Source organism: Geodermatophilus sp. SYSU D00698, assembly GCF_054050335.1.
This window is the reverse complement of sequence record NZ_JBJGZD010000003.1, coordinates 177,556-202,107: the sequence shown is the minus strand read 5'-3', so window position 1 is coordinate 202,107 and position 24,552 is coordinate 177,556. Positions and strand designations below refer to the sequence as shown.

Below are 24,552 nucleotides of genomic sequence, written 5' to 3'. Positions count from 1 at the left end.
ACCGCCGGAGACGGTGGGGTAGAGTTCCCTCCGGCTCAGTGAGCACGCCCCTTTAGCTCAGTCGGCAGAGCGTCTCCATGGTAAGGAGAAGGTCTACGGTTCGATTCCGTAAAGGGGCTCCGACCCACCGGTCCTGTCGCGAGACCGGGCCGCGCGGTCTTCCCGGCGGTGTAGCTCAGCCTGGCAGAGCAAGCGGCTCATAATCGCTGTGTCACCGGTTCAAATCCGGTCACCGCTACCCCAGACGGACCCCGTACCCCGGGGTCCGTCGCCGTGTCGGCAGCCGCCGCCACGGTCCCCGGCCTGCGGGCCGGTCCGCACAAGGCGAGGAGTGCCCCGTGGCAGCCACCGACGTCCGTCCGAAGATCACCCTGGCCTGCCAGGAGTGCAAGAGCCGCAACTACATCACCCGCAAGAACCGGCGGAACGACCCCGACCGGCTCGAGCTGAAGAAGTACTGCCCGCGGGACAGGAAGCACACGGTCCACCGCGAGACCCGCTGACGCCGGTCCGCGAGGAGCGAAGGAGGGCGGGAGTGGCGCTGGACGCAGGACTGGTCGGGCGCGGCTACCCGCCCTCCGCCGTCTACGAGGTCGGTCGCGCCAAGATCGCCGAGTTCGCCGCCGCCGTCGGCGCGGCCGACCCGGTGCACACCGACCCCGACGCCGCCCGCGGGCTCGGGCACCCCGACGTCGTCGCGCCGCCCACCTTCGCCATCCTGGTCACCCTGGGCGCCGCCGACGTCGTGCTCGCCGACCCCGACGTGGCCCTCGACTACAGCCGGGTGGTGCACGGCGAGCAGCGCTTCACCCACCACCGGCCGATCCGCGCCGGGGACCGGCTGGTGAGCACCACGACCATCGAGGCCGTGCGCAGCGTGGCCGGCAACGACCTGCTCACCACCCGCGTCGACGTCGCCACCGAGGACGGCGAGGCCGTCTGCACCGCCACCTCGATGCTCGTGGCGCGGGGGACGGCGTGAGCGCCCGGCTGCGGGCCGCCGACGTCGCCGTCGGCACCGAGCTGCCCGAGCAGACGCACCGGGTCACCCGCGCGGACCTCGTCCGCTACGCCGGCGCCTCCGGTGACCTCAACCCGATCCACTGGAGCGACCGGGTCGCCACCGGCGTCGGCCTGCCCGGCGTCATCGCCCACGGGATGCTCACGATGGGCCTGGCCGCCCGCGCGGTGACCGACTGGGCCGGCGACCCCGGCGCCGTCGTCGAGTACCAGGTCCGCTTCGGCCGCCCGGTGGTCGTGCCCGACGACGACACAGGCGCCGAGGTCACCGTCCGCGGGAAGGTGGGCGCCGTCCTCGACGGCGGCCGGGTGCGCGTGGACCTCACGGTCACCAGCGGCGGCGAGAAGGTGCTGTCCCTCGCCCGCGCCACCGTCGCGCTGGCATGACCCCCCGGCGGGCAGTGCCGGCCGCGGCCGCGGCCCTGCTCCTGCTGGCCGGCTGCGGCACCTCCTTCACCGAGACGCTCGCCGCGGAGGACACCCCGTCGGCGGCGCCGTCGTCCCCGGGCCAGGAGGGGGACACCGGTGGCGACGACGCCCCGAGCTGCCCGGCCGAGCGCGCCGGGCCCGACCCGGACCGCCCCGTCGTCGACCTGGAGTTCCGGCTCTCCGACGACGGGCGCACCGTCACCGGCACCGAGAACGTCGTCTTCACCCCGGACCGCGCCACCGACGAGATGGTGTTCCGGCTGGTGCCCAACAGCCCCGGCGCGGCCGAGCTCGGCAACCGGATCACCGTCGACGACGTCCGCGGCGACGACGTCGACCAGGCCGGCTACGAGGACGCCGGCGCCGAGGGTCCGGGCGGGCTCTACGTGCTCCAGCTCGACGGCGAGCTCCCGGCCGGCGAGTCCACCGAGGTGGAGCTGGACTTCACCGTCTCCCTCGGCGGCAGCGGCTTCGAGCGGCTCGGCACGGCCGAGGACGTGTCCTGGTGGGCCAGCGGGTTCCCGCTGCTGGCCTGGGAGCCCGGCGTGGGCTGGGCGCGCGACCCGTTCGTCGGCATCATCGGCGAGACCGCCACCAGCCCGGTCGCCGACACCACGATCAGCGTCTCGGCGCCCGAGGACCTCGTCGTCCTGATGACCGGCGACCAGGACGAGCCCTCCCCGCCCGAGGACGGCCGGCGCACCTGGACCTCGCACGAGCCGGTCGCCCGCGACGTCAGCGTCGCCGCCGGGGAGTTCCGGACCGCCACCCTCACCTCGCCGGGCGGCGTCGAGATCACCACCGGGGTGCTCCCGGACTCGCGGACCGGCCCGGGGGAGCTCGCCGACTGGGCCAGCGAGGACGTGACCGCCCTCGCCGACCGGTTCGGCCCCTTCCCGTACGACACCCTCACCGTGCCGCTGCTGCCGGACCAGGGCGGCGGCATCGAGTACCCGAGCTCGATCCTGCTCGCCGGCGCCAGCCGGGTCGTGCTCCAGCACGAGGTCGCGCACATGTGGTTCTACGGGATGGTCGGCGACTCGCAGTTCCGCGACCCGTGGCTCGACGAGGCCCTCGCCACCTACGCCGAGAGCGACGGCGACGTGTCACGCGAGCGGCTCGACGCGGCCCTGGCCGCCCCGGGCGACGTGGGCGCGGCGATGGACGAGTTCGCCGACAGCGGCAGCTACTTCGACGTCGTCTACGCCAAGGGCGGCGCCGCGCTGCTGGCCGCCCGCCAGGCCGCCGGCGCCGCGGAGTTCGACGCGGCGCTGCACTGCTACGTGCAGCTCAACGCGTGGACGATCGCCACGCCCGCCGACCTGGCGCAGGCGCTGGCCGACCTCCCGGCCGCCACCGAGGTGCTGGTGGCGGCCGGCGCCCTCGACGAGGACGACCTCCCGGAGTAGGTCAGCTCAGCAGGCGCTGCAGCCGGCCGACGCCCTCGGCCAGGTCGTCGTCGCCGAGGGCGTAGGACATCCGCACGTAGCCCGGCGTGCCGAAGGCCTCCCCGGGGACGACGGCGACCTCGGCCTCCTCCAGCACGATCTCGGCGAACTCCGCGCTGCTCGACGCGGTGCGCCCGTTGATCGGCCGGCCGAGCAGGCCCTTCACCGACGGGTACACGTAGAAGGCGCCCTGCGGCTCGGGGCAGGTGATGCCGGGGATCTCCCGCAGCATCGACACGATGGTCTTCCGGCGCCGGTCGAACGCCGTCCGCATCGCGTCCACCGCCGACAGGTCACCGGTCAGCGCGGCCACCGCCGCCGCCTGGGACACGTTGGCGACGTTCGAGGTGGCGTGCGACTGCAGGTTGGTCGCGGCCTTGACGACGTCGGCGGGGCCGACGATCCAGCCGACCCGCCAGCCGGTCATCGCGTAGGTCTTGGCCACCCCGTTGACGACGACGCAGCGGTCGGCGAGCCCGGGGACCACGACCGGCATCGACGGGGCGGTGACCCCGCCGTAGGTCAGGTGCTCGTAGATCTCGTCGGTGAGCACCCACAGCCCGGCCTCCAGGGCCCAGCGGCCGATGGCCTCGACCTGGTCGGGCGGGTAGACCGCGCCGGTCGGGTTGGACGGCGAGACGAACAGCAGCACCTTGGTGCGCTCGGTGCGCGCGGCCTCGAGCTGCTCGACGGAGACGAGGTAGCCGCTGTCCTCGTCGGCGACCACGGGCACCGGCACGCCGCCGGCCAGCCGGATCGCCTCCGGGTAGGTGGTCCAGTACGGCGCGGGCACGAGGACCTCGTCGCCGGGGTCGAGCATCGTGGCGAACGCCTCGTACACGGCCTGCTTGCCGCCGTTGGTCACCAGCACCTGCGCCGGCGTGACGGTCAGGCCCGAGTCGCGCGCCGTCTTGGCGACGATCGCCTCCTTGAGCGCGGGCAGGCCGCCGGCCGGGGTGTAGCGGTGCATCGCCGGCTGGCGGGCCGCGGCGATCGCCGCCTCGACGACGTAGTCCGGCGTCGGGAAGTCCGGCTCACCGGCGCCGAAGCCGATGACCGGCTTGCCCGCCGCCTTGAGCGCCTTGGCCTTCGCGTCCACCGCGAGCGTGGCGGACTCGGCGATGGACCCGATGCGCCGGGAGACGCGGCGCTCGGCGGGGGAGAGGGCGGACTCCGACGGGGAGACGGCGGTCATGGGTCCATCGTGTCAGGCGCCACGCCGCCGGGGCCCGTCAGTTCCCGGTCCTCCGCAGCGCGACGTGCGGGACCGCCGCGGACGGCACCACCCCGGTGACCCCTGCGCGGGAGGTCTCCCGGAGCGCGGTCACGGACCGGTCCCGCGGTCCCGTACACTGGCAACCCTGGGGCGTTCGACCCCGCCACCGGCGTGCCCCGGATCCTCCCGGGACCGGCGCGCCGACGGCGAGGCCCGACCGTCCCGGGGCAGCCCGGGGTCACCGGCCCCGGGCACTAGGGGTGTAGCTCAATTGGCAGAGCAGCGGTCTCCAAAACCGCAGGCTGCAGGTTCAAGTCCTGTCACCCCTGCCCGTGCCGCCGGCCCGTCCCGGCGGGCAGCACGACCCGGCACGACCGCGCACCGGCTCCCCGGACGCGGCCGCCGGCCGGCGAGCACCACACCAGACGGCCCGACAGCAGCGGCCACCAACCACGACGCGAGCGAGGCGCAGTGAGCGAGAAGCCGGGCCGCGGGGAGGACCCCCGCACCGCCTCGGACGCCGAGCTGACCGACGAGCAGCTCGACCGCGAGGCCCCGGGCGTCGAGGACGCCGCCGAGCTGGAGGCCGCCGAGGACGAGGTCGCCGCCGAGGCGGAGTCCGAGGAGGACAAGGTCGTCAGCACGCCGGCCCGCCGCCGCGGCGGCCGGATCACCGCCGGCGAGGACGAGGACGACGAGCCCGCCGCCCCGCGCACCCGCCGCCCCGCCCGCGAGGGGACCGCCGGCAGCCGTCCCGCCGGCCGCGCCACCGAGGGCTCGGGCACCCGGTCCCGGGCCGCCGCGCAGCGGGCGCGGGCCGAGGAGGTCCGGCAGAGGCGCAACCTGCGCCGGTTCCTGCGCGAGGTCGTCGCCGAGCTCCGCAAGGTCATCTGGCCCGGCCGCCGGGAGCTGATCACCTACACGACCGTCGTCATCCTCTTCGTGGCGTTCATGGTGGCGCTCGTCGCGGGCCTCGACGTCCTCTTCGCGCAGGGCGTGCTCGCCGTCTTCGGCTGACCGCCCCCTGCGCCTGACCACACCCGACAAGGAAGAGACCCCGTGACCGACCCCCGCGAGCCCTTCGACACCGACAGCGACGTCGAGGCCATCGACCTCGACGACGAGCGGATGGACGTCCGCGGCAGCGTCGACCTCGAGACCGGCGCGGACCAGGCCGGCTCCGCCGAGGGGTCGGCCGACACGGCCGACCAGGACACCGCCACCGGTGTCGCCGACGTGACCCCCGCGGTCGAGGGCGGCGGCCGCGACAGCCTGGTCGGCGACCCGCTGGCCGCGCCGGCCCCCGACCACGACCCGGTCGTGACCGAGGCCCTGGCCGAGGCGGAGGCCGCGGACGAGGACCCGCGCGAGACGCTCAAGCGGACCCTGCGCACGCAGTTCGGCGACTGGTACGTCATCCACTCCTACGCGGGCTACGAGAACAAGGTGAAGACCAACCTCGAGTCCCGCATCCAGTCGCTGGACATGGAGGACTACATCTTCCAGATCGAGGTGCCCACCGAGGAGGTCACCGAGATCAAGAACGGCAAGCGCACCCAGGTCAACCGGAAGAAGCTGCCCGGCTACCTGCTCGTCCGGATGGACCTCAACGACGAGTCCTGGGGCGCGGTCCGCAACACCCCCGGCGTCACCGGCTTCGTCGGTGCCACCTCGCGGCCCTCGCCGCTGTCGATCGACGAGGTCGTCAACCTGCTGGTGCCCGACGCCCCGCCGCAGGCGGCCAAGGCGACCGAGGCGGCCTCGCCCGCGGCGGCGTCCGCGCCGACCGCCGTCGTCGACTTCGAGATCGGCGAGTCGGTGACCGTCATGGACGGCCCGTTCGCCACCCTCCCGGCGACCATCAATGAGATCAACGCCGAGCAGCAGAAGCTGCAGGTGCTGGTCTCCATCTTCGGCCGGGAGACGCCGGTCGAGCTGTCGTTCACCCAGGTCGCCAAGATCTGAGTGCGCCCGAGCACCACCCCGGCCGTTCGAGCCTGAGTCACACGAGAAGGAAGTCATGCCCCCCAGGAAGCGGTTGACCGCGGTCATCAAGCTCCAGATCAACGCCGGTGCGGCCACCCCCGCGCCGCCCGTGGGTCCGGCGCTCGGCCAGCACGGCGTCAACATCATGGAGTTCTGCAAGGCGTACAACGCCGCCACGGAGTCGCAGCGCGGCAACGTGGTCCCGGTCGAGATCTCGGTGTACGAGGACCGCTCGTTCACCTTCGTCACCAAGACCCCGCCGGCCGCCCGCATGCTGCTCAAGGCCGCGGGTGTCGAGAAGGGGTCGGGCGAGCCGCACAAGACCAAGGTCGCCACGGTCACCCGCGACCAGGTCCGCGAGATCGCGCAGACCAAGATGCCCGACCTCAACGCCAACTCGCTGGACGAGGCCGAGCGGATCATCGCCGGCACCGCCCGGTCGATGGGCATCACCGTCACCGGCTGACGGAAGCCGCCGGGAACCGGCGGCGTTGCACCACCCGGGGCTCGCCCGAGCCCCGTGCACCTGTGGGAGGGCCTGCGCCAGGCCCGCACACCACGCGATCCCCGCACCCGTGGCGGGGGAGAGGAACCACCATGGCGAAGCACGGCAAGAAGTACCTCGAGGCGGCCTCCAAGGTCGACCGCCAGAGCCTGTACAGCCCGCTGCAGGCGGCGGGGCTGGCGAAGGAGACCTCGCCGACCACCTACGACGCCACCGTCGAGGTGGCCATGCGGCTGGGCGTCGACCCGCGCAAGGCCGACCAGATGGTCCGCGGCACGGTCAACCTGCCCCACGGCACCGGCAAGACCGCCCGCGTCATCGTCTTCGCGACCGGTGACAAGGCCGCCGAGGCCGAGGCCGCCGGCGCCGACGTCGTCGGCTCGGACGACCTGATCGCGCGCATCCAGGAGGGCTTCCTGGACTTCGACGCCGCGATCGCCACGCCCGACCAGATGGCCAAGGTCGGCCGGATCGCCCGCATCCTCGGCCCCCGCGGCCTGATGCCGAACCCCAAGACCGGCACCGTGACCCCCGACGTCACCAAGGCCGTCGCGGACATCAAGGGCGGGAAGATCAACTTCCGCGTCGACAAGCAGGCCAACCTGCACCTGGTGATCGGCAAGACCTCCTTCGACGAGACCAAGCTCGTCGAGAACTACGCCGCCGCCCTCGACGAGGTGCTGCGCGCCAAGCCGGCCGCGGCCAAGGGCCGGTACCTGAAGAAGGTCACCATCTCCACCACGATGGGCCCGGGCATCCCGGTCGACCCGAACCGCACCCGCAACCTGACGGTGGACGAGCCCACCGCCTGACGAAGGACCTCGTCCTCCCCACCCTCCGCGAGCTCAGGGTGGGCCCCGGGACGAGGCCGTTCCAGTACGTCACCACGGGGCCCCGCAGCGCACGCGCGCTGCGGGGCCCCCGCGCGTCCGGGGGCCCCCCGGTGAGGACGGCGACAGCGGCGTCCGCGCGGCACCGTGTACGCTGGGCGGCGTTCCCCCCACGACCGCTGGTCGTCGCACGTCCGCGTGCGATCGAAGGTCCCGGATCCCCGGGCGGCCCGCGCAGGAGGACGGTTCGATCGCCGCGGCGCCCCGTGCCCGCGTCCCTCGCCCCGTGCGCCCTGCGCCGGGGCGTTCCTCGTCTCCGGGCCCCGATCGCCCGCTCCCGTGCGGCGCACGGGTGGTCACCCGTCCGACGAGAGGAGGCCCATGCCCACGCAGGCGAAGGCCGCGGTGATCGACGAGATCACCGAGCGGTTCCAGAAGTCCAGCGCGGCCGTGCTCACCGAGTACCGCGGGCTGACCGTGTCGCAGCTGACCCAGCTGCGGCGTTCCCTCGGTGCGGGCAGCAGCTACGCCGTCGTCAAGAACACCCTGACGAAGCGGGCGGCGGACTCGGTCGGCCACACCGACCTGGCCCCGCTGCTCAACGGCCCGACCGCGATCGCGTTCATCGAGGGCGACGTCGTCGAGGCCGCCAAGGCCATCCGCGACTTCGCGCGCGCCAACCCGCTGCTCGTCGTCAAGGGCGGCGTCGTCGAGGGCCGCACCGTCAGCCCCGCCGAGGTCACCGCCCTCGCCGACGTCGAGCCGCGCGAGGTGCTGCTGGCCAAGCTGGCCGGCGCGATGAAGGGCAACCTGACCAAGGCCGCCGGCCTGTTCCAGGCCCCGCTGTCGCAGGTCGCCCGCCTGGCCGCGGCGCTGCAGGAGAAGAAGGAGTCCACCGAGGGCTCCGCCGCTCCCGCCGCCGACACCGCTGCTGCCGACACCACCACCGACTCCGCTGACGCCGCGGACACCGCGGCCAGCACCGACTGACCCCCTAGGAGAGATCATGGCCAAGCTGTCCAGCCAGGAGCTGCTCGACGCGTTCAAGGAGATGACGCTGCTCGAGCTGTCCGACTTCGTGAAGCAGTTCGAGGAGACCTTCGAGGTCACCGCGGCTGCCCCCGTCGCCGTCGCGGCCGCCCCGGCCGCCGGTGGTGCCGGTGACGGCGGTGCCCCCGCCGCCGAGGAGCAGGACGAGTTCGACGTCATCCTCGAGGCCGCCGGTGACAAGAAGATCCAGGTCATCAAGGAGGTGCGCGGCCTGACCTCGCTCGGCCTCAAGGAGGCCAAGGACCTGGTCGACGGCGCGCCGAAGCCGGTCCTGGAGAAGGTCGCCAAGGACGCCGCCGAGAAGGCCAAGGCCGCCCTCGAGGGCGCCGGCGCCACCGTCACCGTCAAGTGACGCCGTCCCCGGCCTGAGCCGGGGACCAGCACCACCCAGCACGCCACAGGGGCCGCTCTCCTCCGGGAGGGCGGCCCCTGTCGCGTCCGCCCCCTCGGTGGGGTGGTGTGACAGCGAGCCGTGTCACGTCGGACGAGTGACGCACGTAACCTCCCCCTCCGGTCCTCGTTACCCGTGAGTACGAGGAGCGGTGTCCCCGGCGCACGGGGACCCGCGCCGGGACGCGGTCCCGGGGCCCCGCCGCGCGCGGACCCCGGATCAGGGCGAGGGAGGTCGACGGTGGGCGTCGCGGTCCAGGTCGAGGGGCTGACCAAGTCCTTCGGCAGCCAGAACATCTGGAGCGACGTCACCCTCACCCTGCCGCCCGGGGAGATCTCCGTGCTGCTGGGCCCCTCGGGCACCGGCAAGTCGGTCTTCCTCAAGTCGCTGGTGGGGCTGCTCAAGCCCGAGCGCGGCTCGATCGTCATCACCGACACCGACATCGTCCGGTGCGGCGAGGCGCGGCTCTACGAGGTCCGCAAGCTGTTCGGCGTCCTGTTCCAGGACGGCGCGCTGTTCGGCTCGATGAACCTCTTCGACAACATCGCCTTCCCGCTGCGCGAGCACACGAGGAAGAGCGAGTCCGAGGTCCGCCGCATCGTCCTCGAGAAGATGGACATGGTCGGCCTGCAGGGCGCCGAGGGGAAGCTGCCCGGCGAGATCTCCGGCGGCATGCGCAAGCGCGCCGGCCTCGCCCGCGCGCTGGTGCTCGACCCCGAGATCATCCTGTTCGACGAGCCGGACTCCGGCCTGGACCCGGTCCGCGTCGCCTACCTCAACCAGCTGATCGTCGACCTCAACGCGCAGATCGACGCCACCTTCCTCATCGTCACGCACGACATCGGCACCGCCCGCACCGTGCCCGACAACCTCGGCCTGCTCTACCGCAAGCACCTGGCCATGTTCGGCCCGCGCGAGCAGCTGCTCACCTCGCAGGAGCCGGTCGTCCAGCAGTTCCTCAACGGCCGCCGCGAGGGCCCGATCGGCATGAGCGAGGAGAAGGACGTCGCGCAGGTCGAGGCAGAGATGGCCGCCCTGCAGGCCCGCGGCGGCGACCGGCACAACGGCGTCGGGCCCAAGGGCGCCGTCGGCGGCGACGCCGTCCCGCCGCAGCTCGACCCGTCCCCGGGCCTGCCCGAGCGGCGCGCCCAGCGCCGCCGGCAGGAGCGCGTGGCCCGCATGCTGCACGAGTTCGACCCGGCCACCGCCACGGCGATCCGCGACTCCCTGCCCGAGGACCTGCTCGCCCAGGTCGACGCCGGCGTGTTCGCGCCGACGACGGACGCCGCCGGCCGGCACCGGGACACCACGCAGGCGGTCGGCGCGACGGCGGCCGGCGGCTCCCTGCCCGGCCCGCGGAGCGGCCGGTGACGGCCACCGGGAAGCCGGAGGCGCCGGGCCTGCTCGACGGGAAGCTCTCCCCGGCCCGGCCGCTGCGCGCCAGCGGCACGTTGTTCGCCTTCGCGCTCGACACCTTCCGGGCGCTGCCCAGGCGGCCCTTCCAGCTGCGCGAGTTCGTCCAGCAGACCTGGTTCGTCGCCAGCGTGACCATCCTGCCGACGGCGCTGGTCGCGATCCCCTTCGGCGCGGTCATCGCGCTGCAGCTGGGCTCCCTGACCCGCCAGCTCGGCGCCCAGTCGTTCACCGGTTCGGCGTCGGTGCTGGCCGTGCTGCGCGAGGCCAGCCCGATCGTCACCGCGCTGCTCATCGCCGGCGCCGGCGGCTCGGCCATCTGCGCCGACCTCGGCGCCCGCAAGATCCGCGACGAGATCGACGCCATGGAGGTGCTCGGGATCAACCCGATCCAGCGCCTCGTCGTCCCCCGGGTGCTGGCCGCGATGCTCGTCGCCACCCTGCTCAACGGCCTGGTCAGCGTCGTCGGCGTGGCGGGCGGCTACTTCTTCAACGTCGTCCTGCAGGGCGGCACGCCGGGCGCCTACCTGGCGTCCTTCGGCGCGCTCGCGCAGGTCGAGGACTTCTGGTCCGGGGAGATCAAGGCCCTCGTGTTCGGGCTGATCGCGGGGATCGTCGCCTCCTACAAGGGCCTGCGCGCCGGCGGCGGGCCCAAGGGCGTCGGCGACGCGGTGAACCAGTCGGTGGTCATCACCTTCCTGCTGCTGTTCGCCGTGAACTTCGTGATGACGGCGATCTACTTCCAGCTCGTCCCGCCGAAGGGGCAGTGACCCGGTGGCGCTGCTCTCCCCGGTCGACCGGGTCCGCGTCGGCGTGCGCCGGCTGGTCCGCCGCGTCTACGGCCGACCGATGGACACCCTCGAGGACCTCGGCGACCAGCTGTCCTTCTACGGCCGCGCCCTGGGCTGGACGCCGCGCACGCTGCGCCGCTACAAGCGCGAGACGTTCCGGCTGCTGGCCGAGGTCACCTTCGGCACCGGCGCGCTGGCGGTCGTCGGCGGCACCGTCGGCGTCATCGCGTTCCTGTCCTTCTTCACCGGCACCGAGGTCGGCCTGCAGGGCTACGCCGCCCTCGACCAGCTCGGCACCTCGGCGTTCACCGGCTTCCTCTCGGCGTACTTCAACACCCGGGAGATCGCCCCGCTGGTCGCCGGCCTGGCGCTGTCGGCCACCGTCGGCTGCGGCTTCACCGCCCAGATCGGCGCCATGCGGATCAACGAGGAGATCGACGCCCTCGAGGTCATGGGCGTCCCCTCGCTGCCGTTCCTGGTGACCACCCGCATCGTCGCCGGGTTCGTCGCGGTCGTCCCGCTCTACGTCATCGGCCTGCTGAGCAGCTACTTCGCCACCCGGACCATCACCACCGAGGCGTACGGGCAGTCGGCCGGCACCTACGACCACTACTTCAACCTCTTCCTGCCGCCGCAGGACGTGCTGTGGTCGTTCGCCAAGGTGCTCGTCTTCGCCGTCGTGATCATCCTGAGCCACTGCTACTACGGCTACCGGGCCGGCGGCGGCCCGGCCGGCGTCGGCCTCGCCGTGGGCCGGGCGGTGCGTTTCTCGATCGTGGCGGTCATGGTCATCGACCTGTTCCTGTCGCTGGCCATCTGGGGTTCGACGACGACCGTCCGGATCGCGGGGTGAGCGGGAGATGAGCGGGGGCAGGGGCGCGGTGGTGCGCCGTCGGCTGCAGGGCGTGGCGTTCCTCGTCGTCCTGGTGGTGCTGCTCGCCCTGACCGTGGCGCTCTACACCAAGGCCTTCACCGACACCGCCCGCGTGGTGCTGCACGCCGACACCGTGGGCAACCAGCTGCAGGAGGCCTCCGACGTCAAGGTGCGCGGGGTGATCGTCGGCGAGGTGCGCTCGGTCGAGGCCTCCGCCGGGGGCGCGACGATCGAGCTGGCCATCCGGCCCGAGCACCTGGACCGCATCCCCGCCGACGTCACCGCCCGGCTGCTGCCCAAGACGCTGTTCGGCGAGCGCTACGTGTCCCTCGTGGTGCCCGAGCAGCCCTCGGGGGAGCGGCTGGCCGACGGCGACGAGATCGGCCAGGACCGCACCGAGAACGCCGTCGAGCTGCAGCGGGTCATCGACGACCTGCTGCCGCTGCTGCGGGCGGTGCAGCCGCAGGACCTCAGTTCCACGCTCGGCGCCGTCGCCTCGGCGCTGCGAGGGCGCGGTGACCGGCTGGGGGAGAACCTCGCCACCATCGGCGGCTACGTCGGCGAGCTCAACACCGTGCTGCCCGAGCTGCAGGCCGACATCAGCGGGCTGGCCGACGTCGCCGACACCTACGACTCGGCCGCCGACGACCTGCTGGCCGTGCTCGACGACCTGGCGGTGACCTCGCAGACGCTGGTCGACCAGTCCGAGCAGCTGCGGCGCACGTTCACCGTCGTCGGCGGTTCCTCGGCGACCGCGGCCGGCTTCCTGGAGACCAACGAGCAGAGCCTGATCTCGCTGGCCGCCACCTCGCGGCCGGTGCTCGGGCTGTTCGCCGAGTACTCACCGGAGTACCCGTGCCTGCTCGACGGTCTGGCCCGGTTCAAGCCGATGATCACCGAGGCCTTCGGCGGCGACGGCGACCCCGCGCTGAACCTGGACATCACCGTGACGCTGCCGCCGCGCAACCCCTACCAGCCCGGCGACCAGCCGGCGTACCTCGACCGGTCGGGCCCCGACTGCCAGGGCCTGGACGACATCGACGCGATCATCGCGGCCGCCGACCGGGGCGAGTACTACTGCCCGGTGCCGCCGGTGGACGGCGTCGACTCGGTGGACAACCCGTACAGCGGCAACCCGAACTGCCTGGGCGGCCGGGGACCCGAGGACGTCCCCGCCGGCGCCGGGGAGCCCGACGGCAACGTGACCACCGACCTGTCCGCCTTCGGGAACTCGGTGCCGGGCCGGCTGGCCGGGTCGACGGCGGAGCTGGACTTCGTGCGCAGCATCCTCGGCTACCAGACCGGCGTGGAGCCCGGCGAGGTCTCCGACCTGGCCGCCTCGACGATGGCGCCGCTGCTGCGGGGGACCCAGGTGGCGCTGCGATGAGGGGCCTCGCCGCGCCGCTGACCAAGCTGGCCGCGTTCGCCCTGGTGACCGTGCTCGCCAGCTACGTCCTGGTCAGCACCATCACCAACGCCGGCCACGGCGAGCCGCTGGAGTACCGGGCGCAGTTCACCGACGTCGCCGGCCTGGTGGAGGGCGACGAGGTGCGCATCGCCGGCGTCCGGGTGGGCCAGGTGACCGCCATCGGCCTGTCCGGGCAGACCGACCGGCCGGTGGCCGAGGTGACCGTCGCGGTCGACTCCGACGTCCCGCTGCCCACCTCGGTGCTGGCGACCATCCGCTACCGCAACCTCGTCGGCCAGCGGTACGTCGCGCTGACCGAGGGGGAGGGGTCGGCCGGGCGCACCCTCGAGGAGGGCGACACCATCCCGCTGGCCCAGACGGAGCCGGCGCTGGACCTCACCACGCTGTTCGGCGGGTTCCAGCCGCTGTTCCAGGCCCTGTCGCCGCAGGACGTCAACCGGCTGTCCTTCGAGATCGTCCAGGTGTTCCAGGGCGAGGGCGGCACGGTGGAGAGCCTGCTCGGCCACGTCGGCTCGCTCACCTCGTCGCTCGCGGACAAGGACGCCGTCATCGGCAGCGTCATCGACAACCTGACCTCGGTGATGGGCACGGTCGCCGCCCGGGACGAGCAGCTGTCGTCGCTGATCGTCTCGCTGCAGCAGTTCGTCTCCGGGCTGAGCGAGGACCGCGACGCGATCTTCGACTCGCTGCAGACCATCGACGGCCTCGCGGTGAGCACTGCCGGGCTGCTCGAGGACGCCCGGGCGCCGCTGGCGGCGGACGTCGAGGGCCTCGGCGACCTGGCCGGCAACCTCGCCGACACCGGCGACGTCCTGGAGGACTTCCTGCAGCTCGCACCGACCAAGATCGACCTCATCACGCGGACCGCCGTCAACGGCAGCTGGTTCAACTTCTACCTGTGCGGGGCGTCCGGCACGGTCACCCTGCCCGGCGCGAGCGAGCCGAGCACCATCCCCGCGGGCGGGCTGTCCTCCGGCGCGAGGGGGTGCTGATGGCCCGCCGTCCGGCCAAGCCGTTCCGCGACCGCAACCCGGTCGTCATCGGGGCGGTCAGCCTCTCGCTGATCGCGCTGCTGGTGCTGCTCGCCTTCAACGCCCGGTCGCTGCCGCTCATCGGCGGGGGCACCGTCTACCGCGCCCAGTTCTCCGAGGCCGCGGGCCTCCGGCCCGACGACCCGGTGCGCGTCGCCGGCGTCAAGGTCGGCCAGGTCGAGAGCCTGGCGCTGGAGGACGGCGCGGTCACCGTCGAGTTCCGCGTCCGCGACGCGTTCGTCGGCGACCGGTCCGAGGCGGCCATCAAGATCGAGACGGTGCTCGGCGCGAAGTACCTGGCGCTGGTCCCGCGCGGCGCGACGCCGCTGGACCCCGAGCAGCGCATCCCGCTGCAGCGCACCGCCTCGCCCTACGACGTCGTCGAGGCCTTCGCGGACCTGTCCACGACCGTCGACGACATCGACACCGCCCAGCTGGCGAGCTCCTTCGAGGTGCTGTCGGAGACCTTCGCCGACACCCCCGACGAGGTCCGCACCTCCCTGGACGGGCTGGCCCGGCTCTCGGACACCATCGCCTCGCGGGACGCCCAGCTGCGCGAGCTGCTGTCGGCCACCCGGGACGTGACCCAGGTCCTGGCCGACCGCAACGGCGAGTTCACCCAGCTCGTCCTGGACTCCAACACCCTGCTCACCGAGGTGCAGGAGCGCCGGGCGCTCATCGACTCGATCCTCACCAACACCCAGACGCTGGCCCAGCAGCTGACCGGGCTGGTCGCGGACAACCGCGAGGCCCTCACCCCGGCGCTGCAGCAGCTGGCGGCCGTCACCGACATCCTGTCGCGCAACCGCCAGGCCCTCGGGCAGACCGTCGCCGACCTGGCGCCCTTCGTCCGGGTCTTCACCAACACCCTGGGCAACGGCCGCTGGTTCGACAGCTTCGTGGAGAACCTGCTGCCCGGCACCGTCGGGTCGGTGCTCTGCGGGGGCGCCGGCCAGGTGCCCGGGGGTCTCGTCTCCTGCGAGGAGGGCCGGTGACCGGGTCCCTGCAGCGCGGCGTCGCCCTGGTCGCCGCGCTCGTGCTGGTCGGCGCGGTCGGCTGGACCGTCCTGCGGCCGGCCGGCCAGATCCGGGTCACCGCGTACTTCGGCCAGGCCGTGGGCGTGTACCCGGGCGGCGACGTGCGGGTCCTCGGCATCGACGTCGGCGAGATCACCGACGTCGTCCCGATGGGCGACCGGGTGCGCGTCGACATGCTCGTCGACGACGAGTACGACATCCCGGCCGACGCCGACGCGGTCGTCCTCGCGCCGTCACTGGTCAGCGACCGGTACGTGCAGTTCTCCCCGGTCTACGACGGCGGCCCGACGCTGGAGGACGGCGCCGAGCTGGACCTGTCGCGCACGGCCACGCCGGTCGAGCTGGACGCGGTGTACGGCGCCCTCGACGAGCTCTCGGCCGCCCTCGGCCCGACCGGCGCCAACGCCGACGGCGCGCTGCAGGACCTGCTGGCCACCGGCGCGGACAACCTCGAGGGCAACGGCGACGCGCTCAACCGGACGCTGACCGGGTTCTCGACCGCGGTGCAGACCCTGGCGGAGAACCGCGACGACCTGTTCGGGTCGGTGGAGAACCTGCAGGCGTTCACCTCGGCACTGGCCACGATCGACACCCAGGTCGGCCAGTTCAACGACAACATGGCCGCGGTCGCCGCCCAGCTCGAGGGCGAGCGGGAGGACCTCGCCGCCGCGGTGCAGCTGCTGTCGCAGGCGCTGGGGGAGATCGCCACGTTCGTGCAGACCAACACCGCGCTGCTGACGACGAACGTCGACCGGCTGGCCGACGTCACCCTCACCCTGGTCCAGCAGCGGCAGGCGCTGGCCGAGGTGCTCGACGTCGCCCCCGCCGCGCTGGGCAACGTCGCGCACGCCTACAACCCCGACTACGGCACGCTCGACACCCGCGACAACTCGCTGGGCTCGGCCAACCCGGAGGTCGTGGTCTGCCAGCTGCTGGCCCAGGCCGGCCGGCTGCAGATCGCGGGCGTGGACCCCACCGACCTGACCGCGTTCCTGCAGCTGCCGCCGACCGAGCAGGTCTGCCTGCGGCTGCTCTCGGGCGACCCCGGCAACGACGGGCAGCTCGACGACCTCGACGGCAACGGCGTGCCCGACCTGCAGGAGCTGCTCGGCACCCTGTTCGGCCGCGGCACCACCCCGCAGGCCGGCGGCACCCCGCTGATCGGCCTGCCGCTGGTGCCGGGGGCGCAGCGGTGAGCGCGCTGGGCCGGCGGGCGGTCGCGCTGGGTGCCGGGGTGCTGCTGCTGTCCGGCTGCGGCTTCCGCGGTGCCTACTCCCTCGACCTGCCCGGCGGCGCGGACGTCGGCGACGACCCGTACACGGTGCAGATCCAGTTCCTCGACGTCCTGGACCTCGTCCCGCAGGCCGGCGTCCGCGTCGCCGACGTCCCGGTCGGCCGGGTGCAGGACGTCTCGCTGGGGGAGGACTGGACCGCCCTGGTCACCGTCGAGATCAACGGCGACGTCGACCTGCCGGCCAACGCGGTCGCGATGATCCAGCAGTCCTCGCTGCTGGGGGAGAAGTACGTGGAGCTGGCCGCCCCGGGCACCGAGACGCCCACCGGCGAGCTCGCCGACGGCGCGCTCATCGGCCTGGACCGCACCAACCGCAACGTCGAGGTCGAGGAGCTCCTCGGCGCGCTGTCGCTGGTGCTCAACGGCGGGGGCCTGGCCCAGCTGCAGACGATCAGCCGGGAGCTGGGTGACGCCCTCGAGGGCCGCGAGGACGCCGTCCGCGCCACCCTCACCCAGCTCGACACGTTCATCGCCGGCCTCGACCAGCAGCGCGACGAGATCGGCCGGGCGCTGGACAGCGTGGACGCGCTGGCCGAGTCCCTCGCCGCCCGCACCGGGACCATCGAGACGGCGCTGGACACCATCGGGCCGGGACTCGACGTCGTCACCGAGCAGCGCGACCTGCTCGTCTCGATGCTCGACAGCCTGTCCCGCCTCGGCGACGTCGGCACCCGCGTCATCCAGCAGGCCGGCGCGGACACCGTGGCCGACCTGCAGCTGCTGCAGCCGATCCTCACCCAGCTGGCCGCCGCGGGGCCCGACCTCGCCGAGTCGCTGGACCTGCTGCTCACCTACCCGTTCCCGGCCAGCTCGCTGTCGGCGCTGCAGTACCGGCCCGACGCGCGGACCGGCGGCTACGGCCTGTTCACCAACATGACGGCCAACCTGGACCTCGACCTGCGCGAGCTGCTGTGCCGCTACGTCGTCGACCCGGTCACCGGCGGCCTGGAGACCCTCGACCCGCAGGACCTGGCCGGCGACACCTGCGGCAGCGCCGGCACCCCGCCGGCCGACTCCAGAGGCGCCGGCACCGGCTCGTCGTCGCCGGCGCAGTCGCTCGCGCCGGGGCTGGGCGGGCTGGCCGGCACCGTCCTCGACGGCGGCACCGGCGGCGCGCCGGCCGGCCTGCCCGGGCTGCCCGGCATCCCGACGGGAGGCACGCCGTGATCACCCGCAAGGTCAGGCTGCAGCTGCTCGCGTTCACCGCGGTCGCGCTGCTGGGCATCTCCCACGTCGGCTTCACCTACGTCGGCCTCGACCGGGTGCTGCTCGGCAGCGGCTACGACGTCGACGTCGACTTCGCCGACTCCGGTGGCATCTTCGTGAACGCCGAGGTCACCCACCGGGGCGTCGCCGTGGGCCGGGTCAGCGACATGCAGCTCACCGACGACGGCGTCCGGGTCACGCTGACCATCGACCCCGACGCCGACCCCATCCCGGCCGACACCGACGCCGTCGTGGCCACCCGCAGCGCCGTCGGCGAGCAGTACGTCGACCTGCGCCCGGCCACCGCCGACGGGCCGTACCTGGCCGACGGCGCGGTCATCCCGCAGTCGCGCACGGCCATCCCGATCCCGGTCGAGCAGCTGCTGCTCCACGTCGACCAGCTGGTCACCTCGATCGACCCGGAGGACCTGCGCGTCGTCGTCGACGAGCTCGGCCGCGCCTTCGCCGGCGCCGGCGACGACCTGACCCGGCTCATCGACAACGGCGACCTGCTGCTGGCCCGCGCCGAGGAGTCGCTGCCGCAGACGCTGCGGCTGATCACCGACGGGCGGACCGTGCTGCAGACCCAGGCCGAGAGCCGCTCGGCGATCGAGCAGTGGGCCGCCGACCTGCGCGCGGTCAGCGACACGCTGGTGGAGATCGACCCCGACCTGCGCGGCCTGGTCGTCAACGCGCCCGACGCCGGGGCGGCGCTGCAGGACCTGGTGGACGACGCGGGGCCGGGCCTCGGCTCCCTGGTGCGCCACCTCGACGTCCTCAACGGCGTCACCATCCCGCGCCTCGACGGCGTCGAGCAGATGCTCGTCACCTACCCCGACGCGGTCAGCGGCGGGTTCAGCGTCGTCCGCGACGACGGCGGCACGATGCGCGCGCACTTCGGCCTCGTGCTCAACAGCGACGACCCGCGGGCCTGCACCAGCGGCTACGTCTCCACCGGGCAGCTGCCCAGCCCGGGGTCGGTGGCCGGGCTGGACGTCGGCTCCGTCGGCTGCGACGTCGTGGACGGCGCGGACCCGACCCCCGGCGACGGCGTGGACGAGTCGGGCTCGAACATCCGCGGCGAGCAGAACATCGGCCGCGACGGCGGCGTCGGCTCGCCCGGGCCGCAGGGCCGGGCCGGTGTCGGCGCGCCGGTGGCGTCGGTGGCCGACGACGTCCTCGGCGGCCTGCTCGGTGCCCTCCCCTTCGCACGGACGGCGGGCTGAGTACGTCATGCTCATCACCCAGAGCACTCGACACGACACGGGACGAGAGGAGGACGCGGTGACGCGCGCCGGGCAGGACACCGCGACGACCCCCGACGAGGTCCCCGCCGACCCCTCCGCCGCCGAGGCGCCGGCCGCCGGCAGCGACCCCGCCGAGGGCGACCCCGACGACGACGCGCCGCGCGCCCGCCACCGGCTGTCGGTCCCGCTGGTGCCCGTGCTCGCGGCGCTGCTCGTGCTGCTGCTCGCCGCGGCCGGGTGGCTGTGGCTGAACCGCGAGGACGAGTCACCGGTGCGCACCGACAGCTACGTGCAGGTGCTGCAGGCGGCCCGCTCGGGGATCGTCGACCTGACCTCCTTCGACGCGGTCACCATCGACGACGACATCGAGCAGGTCCGCCGCGTCGCCACCGGCGACCTGCGCGACGAGTCCCTGGCCCAGCTGCAGGACCGCCGGCAGGAGCTGGTCGACGCCCAGGCGGTCGTGCAGACCGAGGTCGTCGGCGCCGGCGTGGTCAGCGCCGGCGAGGACTCCGGCACCGTGCTGCTGGTCATCCGCTCGACGCAGCAGAGCACCGCCAGCCCGCAGGCCCAGGTGCTGCGCTACCGCATCCAGGTGGAGCTCGTGCGCGAGGACGGCCGCTGGCTGCTGTCCGGGATCTCGGGGAGGTGACCGGCGTGAGCGAGACCCCGGGGGAGCGCCCCCGCCCCACGCCGCGCCCGCGCGCGGACCGGCCCCGCCCGTCCCCCCGCCCCCGGGTGGCCGGCAGCCGCCGGGACCGGGAGGAGGCCCGCGCCCAGGCGCCGGAGGCATCCGTCACCGAGGTGCCGGCCGAGGCGCCCGCCCGGCACGGCGCCCGCCGCGCCCGCGCCGAGCGCCCGGCCCGGACCCGCACGGTCCCCGAGCCGTCGTCGCGGCGTCGTCGCCGGCTGCCGCTGGTGGCGGTCCTCACGGTGCTGTGCGTGCTCGCCGCCGGTCTCGTCGGCCTCCTGGCCTGGCAGCGGCTGGACCCCGCGCACGTCTCGCCGTCGGTGTTCGCCGCGGCGCGCGAGGACGTGCAGGCCCTCTACGCCTACGACTACCGGGACTCCGAGGGCAGCGTGCAGCGCAAGCTCGACGTCCTGACCGGCGACCTGCGGGACCAGTACGAGCAGGACCTGTCCCAGGGCGGGATCGTCGACACCTACGAGCAGGTGTCGGCCACCACGCGGTACGAGGTGCTCGACGTCGGCCTGCAGCAGGTCTCCGACGACCAGGACAGCGCGACCGTCGTCGTCTTCGGCCAGTACGTCGTCGAGTCGGTGAACAGCGGGACCCAGCCCGCCCCCGAGGGGTCGGAGTGCACGGTCACCCCCGAGGGCGCGCAGTCGTGCACCCAGACCGTCCAGGTGCAGCTGGCGAGGGTCGACGGCGACTGGAGGATCAGCGACCTGACCCTGCTCACGACCGGCTGATCCGGGGGCCGCGGGCCGGGCCGGCTCGCGCTCCGCGCGGCGTGGCGGAGACAGCGGGGCCCCCGGACTGGCATCATGGCCGCGCGGAACGCCGCCCGGTCTGCCGGACGCCGTCCTTCCCGGAGTGTGGCGGGGCTCGCCCCCCACCCCCCGACGTGGACAGCGTGCGCGAGCAGGGGTAGGGTTCTCTGTTGCGCTGCCCCCTGACTGCCTGCCCGCCGAGACGGGTCACCTGGGCTGCCCGGGATCCCCTCCCGGCACCTGGGCGACACCCAGTTCCCCAGCGGGCCGGACGCCGCGGACAGCCCCGCCATCACCGACGACGACCCAGGACGAACCCGCACCCACCGCCCGCACGTCGTGAGGTCCTTGGAAGGACGCATCTTGGCAGGCTCTCGCCCCACCAGCATCTCCCCCAGCACGACCGAGTCCGGCGGCTTCGGCCAGCAGAACCAGACTCCCCAGGCCGGCCCCCGCACCGGAGAGGCCGACCAGCAGAAGATCCCCGGCGCGCCGCTGCGCGTCTCGTTCGCGAAGATCTCCGAGCCCCTCGAGGTGCCGGATCTGCTCGCCCTGCAGACCGCGTCCTTCGACTGGCTGGTCGGCAGCCCCGAGTGGCGCGCCACCCTCTCGCCCGAGGAGCAGGCGACCGCCGTCGGCGGCCTGGCCGAGATCCTCGAGGAGATCTCCCCGATCGAGGACTTCAGCGGCTCGATGTCGCTGTCCTTCTCCAACCCGCGCTTCGAGGACGTCAAGGCGTCCCTCGAGGAGTGCAAGGACAAGGACATGACCTACGCGGCGCCGCTGTTCGTCACCGCCGAGTTCATGAACAACACCACCGGCGAGATCAAGAGCCAGACGGTGTTCATGGGCGACTTCCCGATCATGACGAACAAGGGCACGTTCGTCATCAACGGGACCGAGCGCGTGGTCGTCTCGCAGCTCGTGCGCAGCCCCGGCGTCTACTTCGACAAGACCCTGGACAAGACCTCCGACAAGGACGTCTTCAGCGCCAAGGTCATCCCCAGCCGTGGTGCGTGGCTGGAGTTCGACGTCGACAAGCGCGACACCGTCGGCGTCCGCATCGACCGCAAGCGCCGCCAGCCGGTCACCGTGCTGCTCAAGGCGCTGGGCTGGACCGAGGACCGCATCCGCGAGCACTTCCAGTGGTCGCCGACCGTCCTCGCCACCCTGGAGAAGGACCACATCGCCGGGCAGGACGAGGCCCTGCTCGACATCTACCGCAAGCTGCGGCCGGGCGAGCCGCCGACGCGGGAGAGCGCCCAGGCGCTGCTGGAGAACCTCTTCTTCAACCCGAAGCGCTACGACCTGGCGAAGGTCGGCCGCTACAAGGTGAACAAGAAGCTCGGCGTCGAGGTCCCGCAGGGCACCCTGACGCTGACCGAGGACGACATCGTCGCCACCATCGAGTACGTCGTGCGGCTGCACGCCGGCGAGCCCGACCACGGCGTCGACGACATCGACCACTTCGGCAACCGTCGCCTGCGCACCGTCGGCGAGCTGATCCAGAACCAGATCCGGGTCGGCCTCTCCCGCATGGAGCGCGTCGTCCGCGAGCGGATGACCACCCAGGACGTCGAGGCGATCACGCCGCAGACCCTGATCAACATCCGGCCGGTCGTCGCCTCCATCAAGGAGTTCTTCGGCACCAGCCAGCTCTCGCAGTTCATGGACCAGACCAACCCGCTCGCGGGCCTGACCCACAAGCGCCGCCTGTCGGCGCTGGGCCCGGGTGGTCTGTCGCGTGAGCGGGCCGGCATGGAGGTCCGCGACGTGCACCCGAGCCACTACGGCCGGATGTGCCCGATCGAGACCCCCGAGGGCCCGAACATCGGCCTGATCGGCTCGCTGTCGGCCTACGGCCGGGTCAACGCCTTCGGCTTCATCGAGACCCCCTACCGGCGGGTCGAGAGCGGCGTCGTCACCGACCAGATCGACTACCTGACCGCCGACGAGGAGGACCGCTTCGTCGTCGCCCAGGCCAACTCGCCGCTGGACGCCCAGGGCCGGTTCGCCGAGGACCGCGTCCTGGTCCGCACCAAGGGCGGTGAGGTCGACTACCTGTCGCCCGAGCAGGTCGACTACATGGACGTCTCGCCGCGGCAGATGACCTCGGTCGCGACGGCGATGATCCCGTTCCTCGAGCACGACGACGCCAACCGCGCGCTCATGGGCGCCAACATGCAGCGCCAGGCCGTCCCGCTGCTGCGCAGCGAGGCGCCGCTGGTCGGCACCGGCATGGAGCTGCGGGCCGCCGTCGACGCCGGCGACGTCGTGGTGGCCGAGAAGGCCGGTGTGGTCGAGGACTCGACCGCCGACTACGTCACCGTCATGGCCGACGACGGCACCCGGCAGACCTACCGGCTGCTGAAGTTCCGCCGCTCGAACCAGGGCACCTCGATCAACCAGACCCCGATCGTCGAGGAGGGTCAGCGGGTCGAGGTCGGCCAGGTCATCGCCGACGGGCCGTGCACCGACCAGGGCGAGATGGCGCTGGGCAAGAACCTGCTCGTCGCCTTCATGCCGTGGGAGGGCCACAACTACGAGGACGCGATCATCCTGTCGCAGCGCCTCGTGCAGGACGACGTCCTGTCCTCGATCCACATCGAGGAGTTCGAGGTCGACGCCCGCGACACCAAGCTCGGTGCCGAGGAGATCACCCGGGACATCCCGAACGTCTCCGAGGAGGTCCTCGCCGACCTCGACGAGCGCGGCATCATCCGCATCGGTGCCGAGGTCGTCCCCGGCGACATCCTCGTCGGCAAGGTCACGCCCAAGGGCGAGACCGAGCTGACCCCCGAGGAGCGGCTGCTCCGGGCGATCTTCGGTGAGAAGGCCCGCGAGGTCCGCGACACGTCGCTGAAGGTCAAGCACGGTGAGTCCGGCAAGGTCATCGGCGTCCGCGTGTTCTCGCGCGAGGACGGCGACGAGCTGCCCGCCGGCGTCAACGAGCTGATCCGGGTCTACGTCGCCCAGATGCGCAAGATCTCCGACGGCGACAAGCTCGCCGGGCGCCACGGCAACAAGGGCGTCATCGCGAAGATCCTGCCGCAGGAGGACATGCCGTTCCTCGAGGACGGCACCCCGGTGGACATCGTCCTCAACCCGCTCGGCGTCCCGGGCCGGATGAACGTCGGCCAGGTCCTGGAGACCCACCTCGGGTGGATCGCCAAGTCCGGCTGGCAGGTCGAGGGCACGCCCGAGTGGGCGGCCAACCTGCCCGAGCAGGCGCGCCAGGCGGAGCCGGGCACCCGGACCGCGACGCCGGTGTTCGACGGCGCCCGCGAGGAGGAGATCATCGGCCTGCTGGGCTCGACGATCCCCAACCGCGACGGCAACCGGATGGTGCAGGAGACCGGCAAGGCGCGGCTGTTCGACGGCCGCTCCGGCGAGCCCTTCCCCGAGGCCATCTCGGTGGGCTACGTCTACATCCTGAAGCTGCTGCACCTGGTCGACGACAAGATCCACGCCCGGTCGACCGGCCCCTACTCGATGATCACGCAGCAGCCGCTGGGTGGTAAGGCGCAGTTCGGTGGCCAGCGCTTCGGTGAGATGGAGTGCTGGGCGATGCAGGCCTACGGCGCGGCCTACGCGCTGCAGGAGCTGCTGACCATCAAGTCCGACGACATCCTGGGCCGCGTCAAGGTCTACGAGGCCATCGTCAAGGGCGAGAACATCCCCGAGCCGGGCATCCCCGAGTCGTTCAAGGTGTTGCTCAAGGAGCTGCAGTCGCTCTGCCTCAACGTCGAGGTCCTCTCCGGCGACGGGCAGGCGATCGAGCTGCGCGACACCGACGACGAGGTGTTCCGGGCCGCGGAGGAGCTGGGCATCGACCTGTCCCGCCGCGAGCCCTCCAGCGTCGAGGACGTGTGATCGGCCGCCGGCCGGCCCTCCTCGTGA

The 24,552-nt window shown here is 73.0% G+C and carries 23 protein-coding genes and 3 tRNA genes; 25 read left to right on the top strand and 1 reads right to left on the bottom strand.

Annotation, left to right across the window (positions count from 1 at the left end; all coding sequences use genetic code 11):
* The first annotated feature begins 46 nt into the window (after nt 1-46).
* The 6 genes from ACI8AB_RS04320 (at nt 47) to ACI8AB_RS04295 (ending at nt 2,858) form a co-directional block, all read left to right on the top strand.
* Nucleotides 47-119 (top strand) — tRNA-Thr (locus tag ACI8AB_RS04320).
* A 45-nt stretch (nt 120-164) separates the two neighbouring features.
* A tRNA-Met gene (locus ACI8AB_RS04315) sits at nt 165-238 on the top strand.
* Between the two features lie 100 nt (nt 239-338).
* On the top strand, nt 339-503 hold the full coding sequence (rpmG, locus tag ACI8AB_RS04310; protein WP_113811290.1) for a 50S ribosomal protein L33: 165 nt from the start codon (nt 339-341) through the stop codon (nt 501-503).
* A 32-nt stretch (nt 504-535) separates the two neighbouring features.
* Nucleotides 536-982, top strand: a complete 447-nt coding sequence (locus ACI8AB_RS04305) for an FAS1-like dehydratase domain-containing protein (protein ID WP_456949075.1) — start codon at nt 536-538, stop codon at nt 980-982.
* Nucleotides 979-1,407, top strand: a complete 429-nt coding sequence (locus ACI8AB_RS04300; RefSeq protein ID WP_387987802.1) for a MaoC family dehydratase — start codon at nt 979-981, stop codon at nt 1,405-1,407. Before ACI8AB_RS04305 ends, ACI8AB_RS04300 begins: the two co-directional genes overlap by 4 nt.
* Nucleotides 1,404-2,858 carry a M1 family aminopeptidase gene (locus tag ACI8AB_RS04295; protein ID WP_456949074.1) on the top strand — a complete coding sequence of 485 codons (1,455 nt, stop codon included), beginning with the start codon at nt 1,404-1,406 and terminating at the stop codon, nt 2,856-2,858. Before ACI8AB_RS04300 ends, ACI8AB_RS04295 begins: the two co-directional genes overlap by 4 nt.
* A 1-nt stretch (nt 2,859) precedes the next feature.
* On the opposite strand, the gene ACI8AB_RS04290 is transcribed toward ACI8AB_RS04295, so the two are convergent.
* Nucleotides 2,860-4,092 (bottom strand): pyridoxal phosphate-dependent aminotransferase, encoded by a 1,233-nt coding sequence (locus ACI8AB_RS04290; protein ID WP_456949073.1) that lies wholly within the window; start codon nt 4,090-4,092, stop codon nt 2,860-2,862.
* 277 nt (nt 4,093-4,369) lie between these two features.
* On the opposite strand from ACI8AB_RS04290, the gene ACI8AB_RS04285 reads away from it, so the two are divergent.
* The 19 genes from ACI8AB_RS04285 (at nt 4,370) to rpoB (ending at nt 24,525) form a co-directional block, all read left to right on the top strand.
* Nucleotides 4,370-4,442 (top strand) — tRNA-Trp (locus tag ACI8AB_RS04285).
* 142 nt (nt 4,443-4,584) lie between these two features.
* Entirely contained in the window at nt 4,585-5,130 is a 546-nt protein-coding gene (gene secE, locus ACI8AB_RS04280) for a preprotein translocase subunit SecE (protein WP_456949072.1), read from the top strand.
* A gap of 42 nt (nt 5,131-5,172) precedes the next feature.
* On the top strand, nt 5,173-6,078 hold the full coding sequence (gene nusG, locus ACI8AB_RS04275) for a transcription termination/antitermination protein NusG (RefSeq protein ID WP_456949071.1): 906 nt from the start codon (nt 5,173-5,175) through the stop codon (nt 6,076-6,078).
* A gap of 55 nt (nt 6,079-6,133) precedes the next feature.
* Nucleotides 6,134-6,565 carry a 50S ribosomal protein L11 gene (gene rplK, locus ACI8AB_RS04270; protein WP_387987792.1) on the top strand — a complete coding sequence of 144 codons (432 nt, stop codon included), beginning with the start codon at nt 6,134-6,136 and terminating at the stop codon, nt 6,563-6,565.
* Between the two features lie 131 nt (nt 6,566-6,696).
* Nucleotides 6,697-7,416 (top strand): 50S ribosomal protein L1, encoded by a 720-nt coding sequence (gene rplA / locus ACI8AB_RS04265; RefSeq protein ID WP_387987790.1) that lies wholly within the window; start codon nt 6,697-6,699, stop codon nt 7,414-7,416.
* Between the two features lie 399 nt (nt 7,417-7,815).
* The gene (gene rplJ / locus ACI8AB_RS04260) at nt 7,816-8,424 is read left to right on the top strand and encodes a 50S ribosomal protein L10 (protein ID WP_387987788.1); all 609 of its coding nucleotides are present in this window, start codon (nt 7,816-7,818) and stop codon (nt 8,422-8,424) included.
* Between the two features lie 16 nt (nt 8,425-8,440).
* Nucleotides 8,441-8,836 carry a 50S ribosomal protein L7/L12 gene (rplL, locus tag ACI8AB_RS04255; protein WP_387987787.1) on the top strand — a complete coding sequence of 132 codons (396 nt, stop codon included), beginning with the start codon at nt 8,441-8,443 and terminating at the stop codon, nt 8,834-8,836.
* Between the two features lie 279 nt (nt 8,837-9,115).
* Nucleotides 9,116-10,246 carry an ABC transporter ATP-binding protein gene (locus ACI8AB_RS04250; protein WP_387987785.1) on the top strand — a complete coding sequence of 377 codons (1,131 nt, stop codon included), beginning with the start codon at nt 9,116-9,118 and terminating at the stop codon, nt 10,244-10,246.
* On the top strand, nt 10,243-11,058 hold the full coding sequence (locus tag ACI8AB_RS04245) for an MlaE family ABC transporter permease (RefSeq protein WP_456901403.1): 816 nt from the start codon (nt 10,243-10,245) through the stop codon (nt 11,056-11,058). Before ACI8AB_RS04250 ends, ACI8AB_RS04245 begins: the two co-directional genes overlap by 4 nt.
* A 4-nt stretch (nt 11,059-11,062) precedes the next feature.
* Nucleotides 11,063-11,932: an MlaE family ABC transporter permease gene (locus ACI8AB_RS04240; protein WP_456949070.1), complete on the top strand. Its 870-nt coding sequence runs from the start codon at nt 11,063-11,065 to the stop codon at nt 11,930-11,932.
* A gap of 7 nt (nt 11,933-11,939) precedes the next feature.
* Nucleotides 11,940-13,340, top strand: coding sequence for an MCE family protein (locus ACI8AB_RS04235; protein ID WP_456949069.1), 1,401 nt, complete (start codon nt 11,940-11,942; stop codon nt 13,338-13,340).
* Entirely contained in the window at nt 13,337-14,374 is a 1,038-nt protein-coding gene (locus tag ACI8AB_RS04230) for an MCE family protein (protein WP_456949068.1), read from the top strand. Before ACI8AB_RS04235 ends, ACI8AB_RS04230 begins: the two co-directional genes overlap by 4 nt.
* Nucleotides 14,374-15,408 (top strand): MCE family protein, encoded by a 1,035-nt coding sequence (locus ACI8AB_RS04225; RefSeq protein ID WP_456949067.1) that lies wholly within the window; start codon nt 14,374-14,376, stop codon nt 15,406-15,408. Before ACI8AB_RS04230 ends, ACI8AB_RS04225 begins: the two co-directional genes overlap by 1 nt.
* Nucleotides 15,405-16,646, top strand: coding sequence for an MCE family protein (locus ACI8AB_RS04220; protein WP_456949066.1), 1,242 nt, complete (start codon nt 15,405-15,407; stop codon nt 16,644-16,646). Before ACI8AB_RS04225 ends, ACI8AB_RS04220 begins: the two co-directional genes overlap by 4 nt.
* Nucleotides 16,643-17,911: an MCE family protein gene (locus ACI8AB_RS04215; RefSeq protein ID WP_456949065.1), complete on the top strand. Its 1,269-nt coding sequence runs from the start codon at nt 16,643-16,645 to the stop codon at nt 17,909-17,911. The genes ACI8AB_RS04220 and ACI8AB_RS04215 overlap by 4 nt, the downstream gene beginning before the upstream one ends.
* Complete coding sequence (locus ACI8AB_RS04210) at nt 17,908-19,176, top strand: MCE family protein (RefSeq protein WP_456949064.1); 1,269 nt, start codon at nt 17,908-17,910, stop codon at nt 19,174-19,176. The genes ACI8AB_RS04215 and ACI8AB_RS04210 overlap by 4 nt, the downstream gene beginning before the upstream one ends.
* Nucleotides 19,177-19,234: 58 nt before the next feature.
* Nucleotides 19,235-19,849: a hypothetical protein gene (locus tag ACI8AB_RS04205; protein WP_456949063.1), complete on the top strand. Its 615-nt coding sequence runs from the start codon at nt 19,235-19,237 to the stop codon at nt 19,847-19,849.
* Nucleotides 19,850-19,854: 5 nt separating this feature from the next.
* Nucleotides 19,855-20,631: a hypothetical protein gene (locus ACI8AB_RS04200; RefSeq protein ID WP_456901395.1), complete on the top strand. Its 777-nt coding sequence runs from the start codon at nt 19,855-19,857 to the stop codon at nt 20,629-20,631.
* A gap of 384 nt (nt 20,632-21,015) precedes the next feature.
* Nucleotides 21,016-24,525: a DNA-directed RNA polymerase subunit beta gene (gene rpoB, locus ACI8AB_RS04195; RefSeq protein WP_456901394.1), complete on the top strand. Its 3,510-nt coding sequence runs from the start codon at nt 21,016-21,018 to the stop codon at nt 24,523-24,525.
* Nucleotides 24,526-24,552 lie beyond the last annotated feature (27 nt).

What these genes read in the sequence shown, in the direction of transcription:
- rplJ (WP_387987788.1), top strand. Translation starts at nt 7,816, where the DNA reads ATGCCCACGCAGGCGAAGGCCGCGGTGATCGACGAGATCACCGAGCGG.
- rplL (WP_387987787.1), top strand. Translation starts at nt 8,441, where the DNA reads ATGGCCAAGCTGTCCAGCCAGGAGCTGCTCGACGCGTTCAAGGAGATG.
- ACI8AB_RS04295 (WP_456949074.1), top strand. Translation starts at nt 1,404, where the DNA reads ATGACCCCCCGGCGGGCAGTGCCGGCCGCGGCCGCGGCCCTGCTCCTG.
- rplK (WP_387987792.1), top strand. Translation starts at nt 6,134, where the DNA reads ATGCCCCCCAGGAAGCGGTTGACCGCGGTCATCAAGCTCCAGATCAAC.
- ACI8AB_RS04235 (WP_456949069.1), top strand. Translation starts at nt 11,940, where the DNA reads ATGAGCGGGGGCAGGGGCGCGGTGGTGCGCCGTCGGCTGCAGGGCGTG.
- ACI8AB_RS04230 (WP_456949068.1), top strand. Translation starts at nt 13,337, where the DNA reads ATGAGGGGCCTCGCCGCGCCGCTGACCAAGCTGGCCGCGTTCGCCCTG.
- ACI8AB_RS04290 (WP_456949073.1), bottom strand. Translation starts at nt 4,092, where the DNA reads ATGACCGCCGTCTCCCCGTCGGAGTCCGCCCTCTCCCCCGCCGAGCGC.
- rplA (WP_387987790.1), top strand. Translation starts at nt 6,697, where the DNA reads ATGGCGAAGCACGGCAAGAAGTACCTCGAGGCGGCCTCCAAGGTCGAC.
- ACI8AB_RS04225 (WP_456949067.1), top strand. Translation starts at nt 14,374, where the DNA reads ATGGCCCGCCGTCCGGCCAAGCCGTTCCGCGACCGCAACCCGGTCGTC.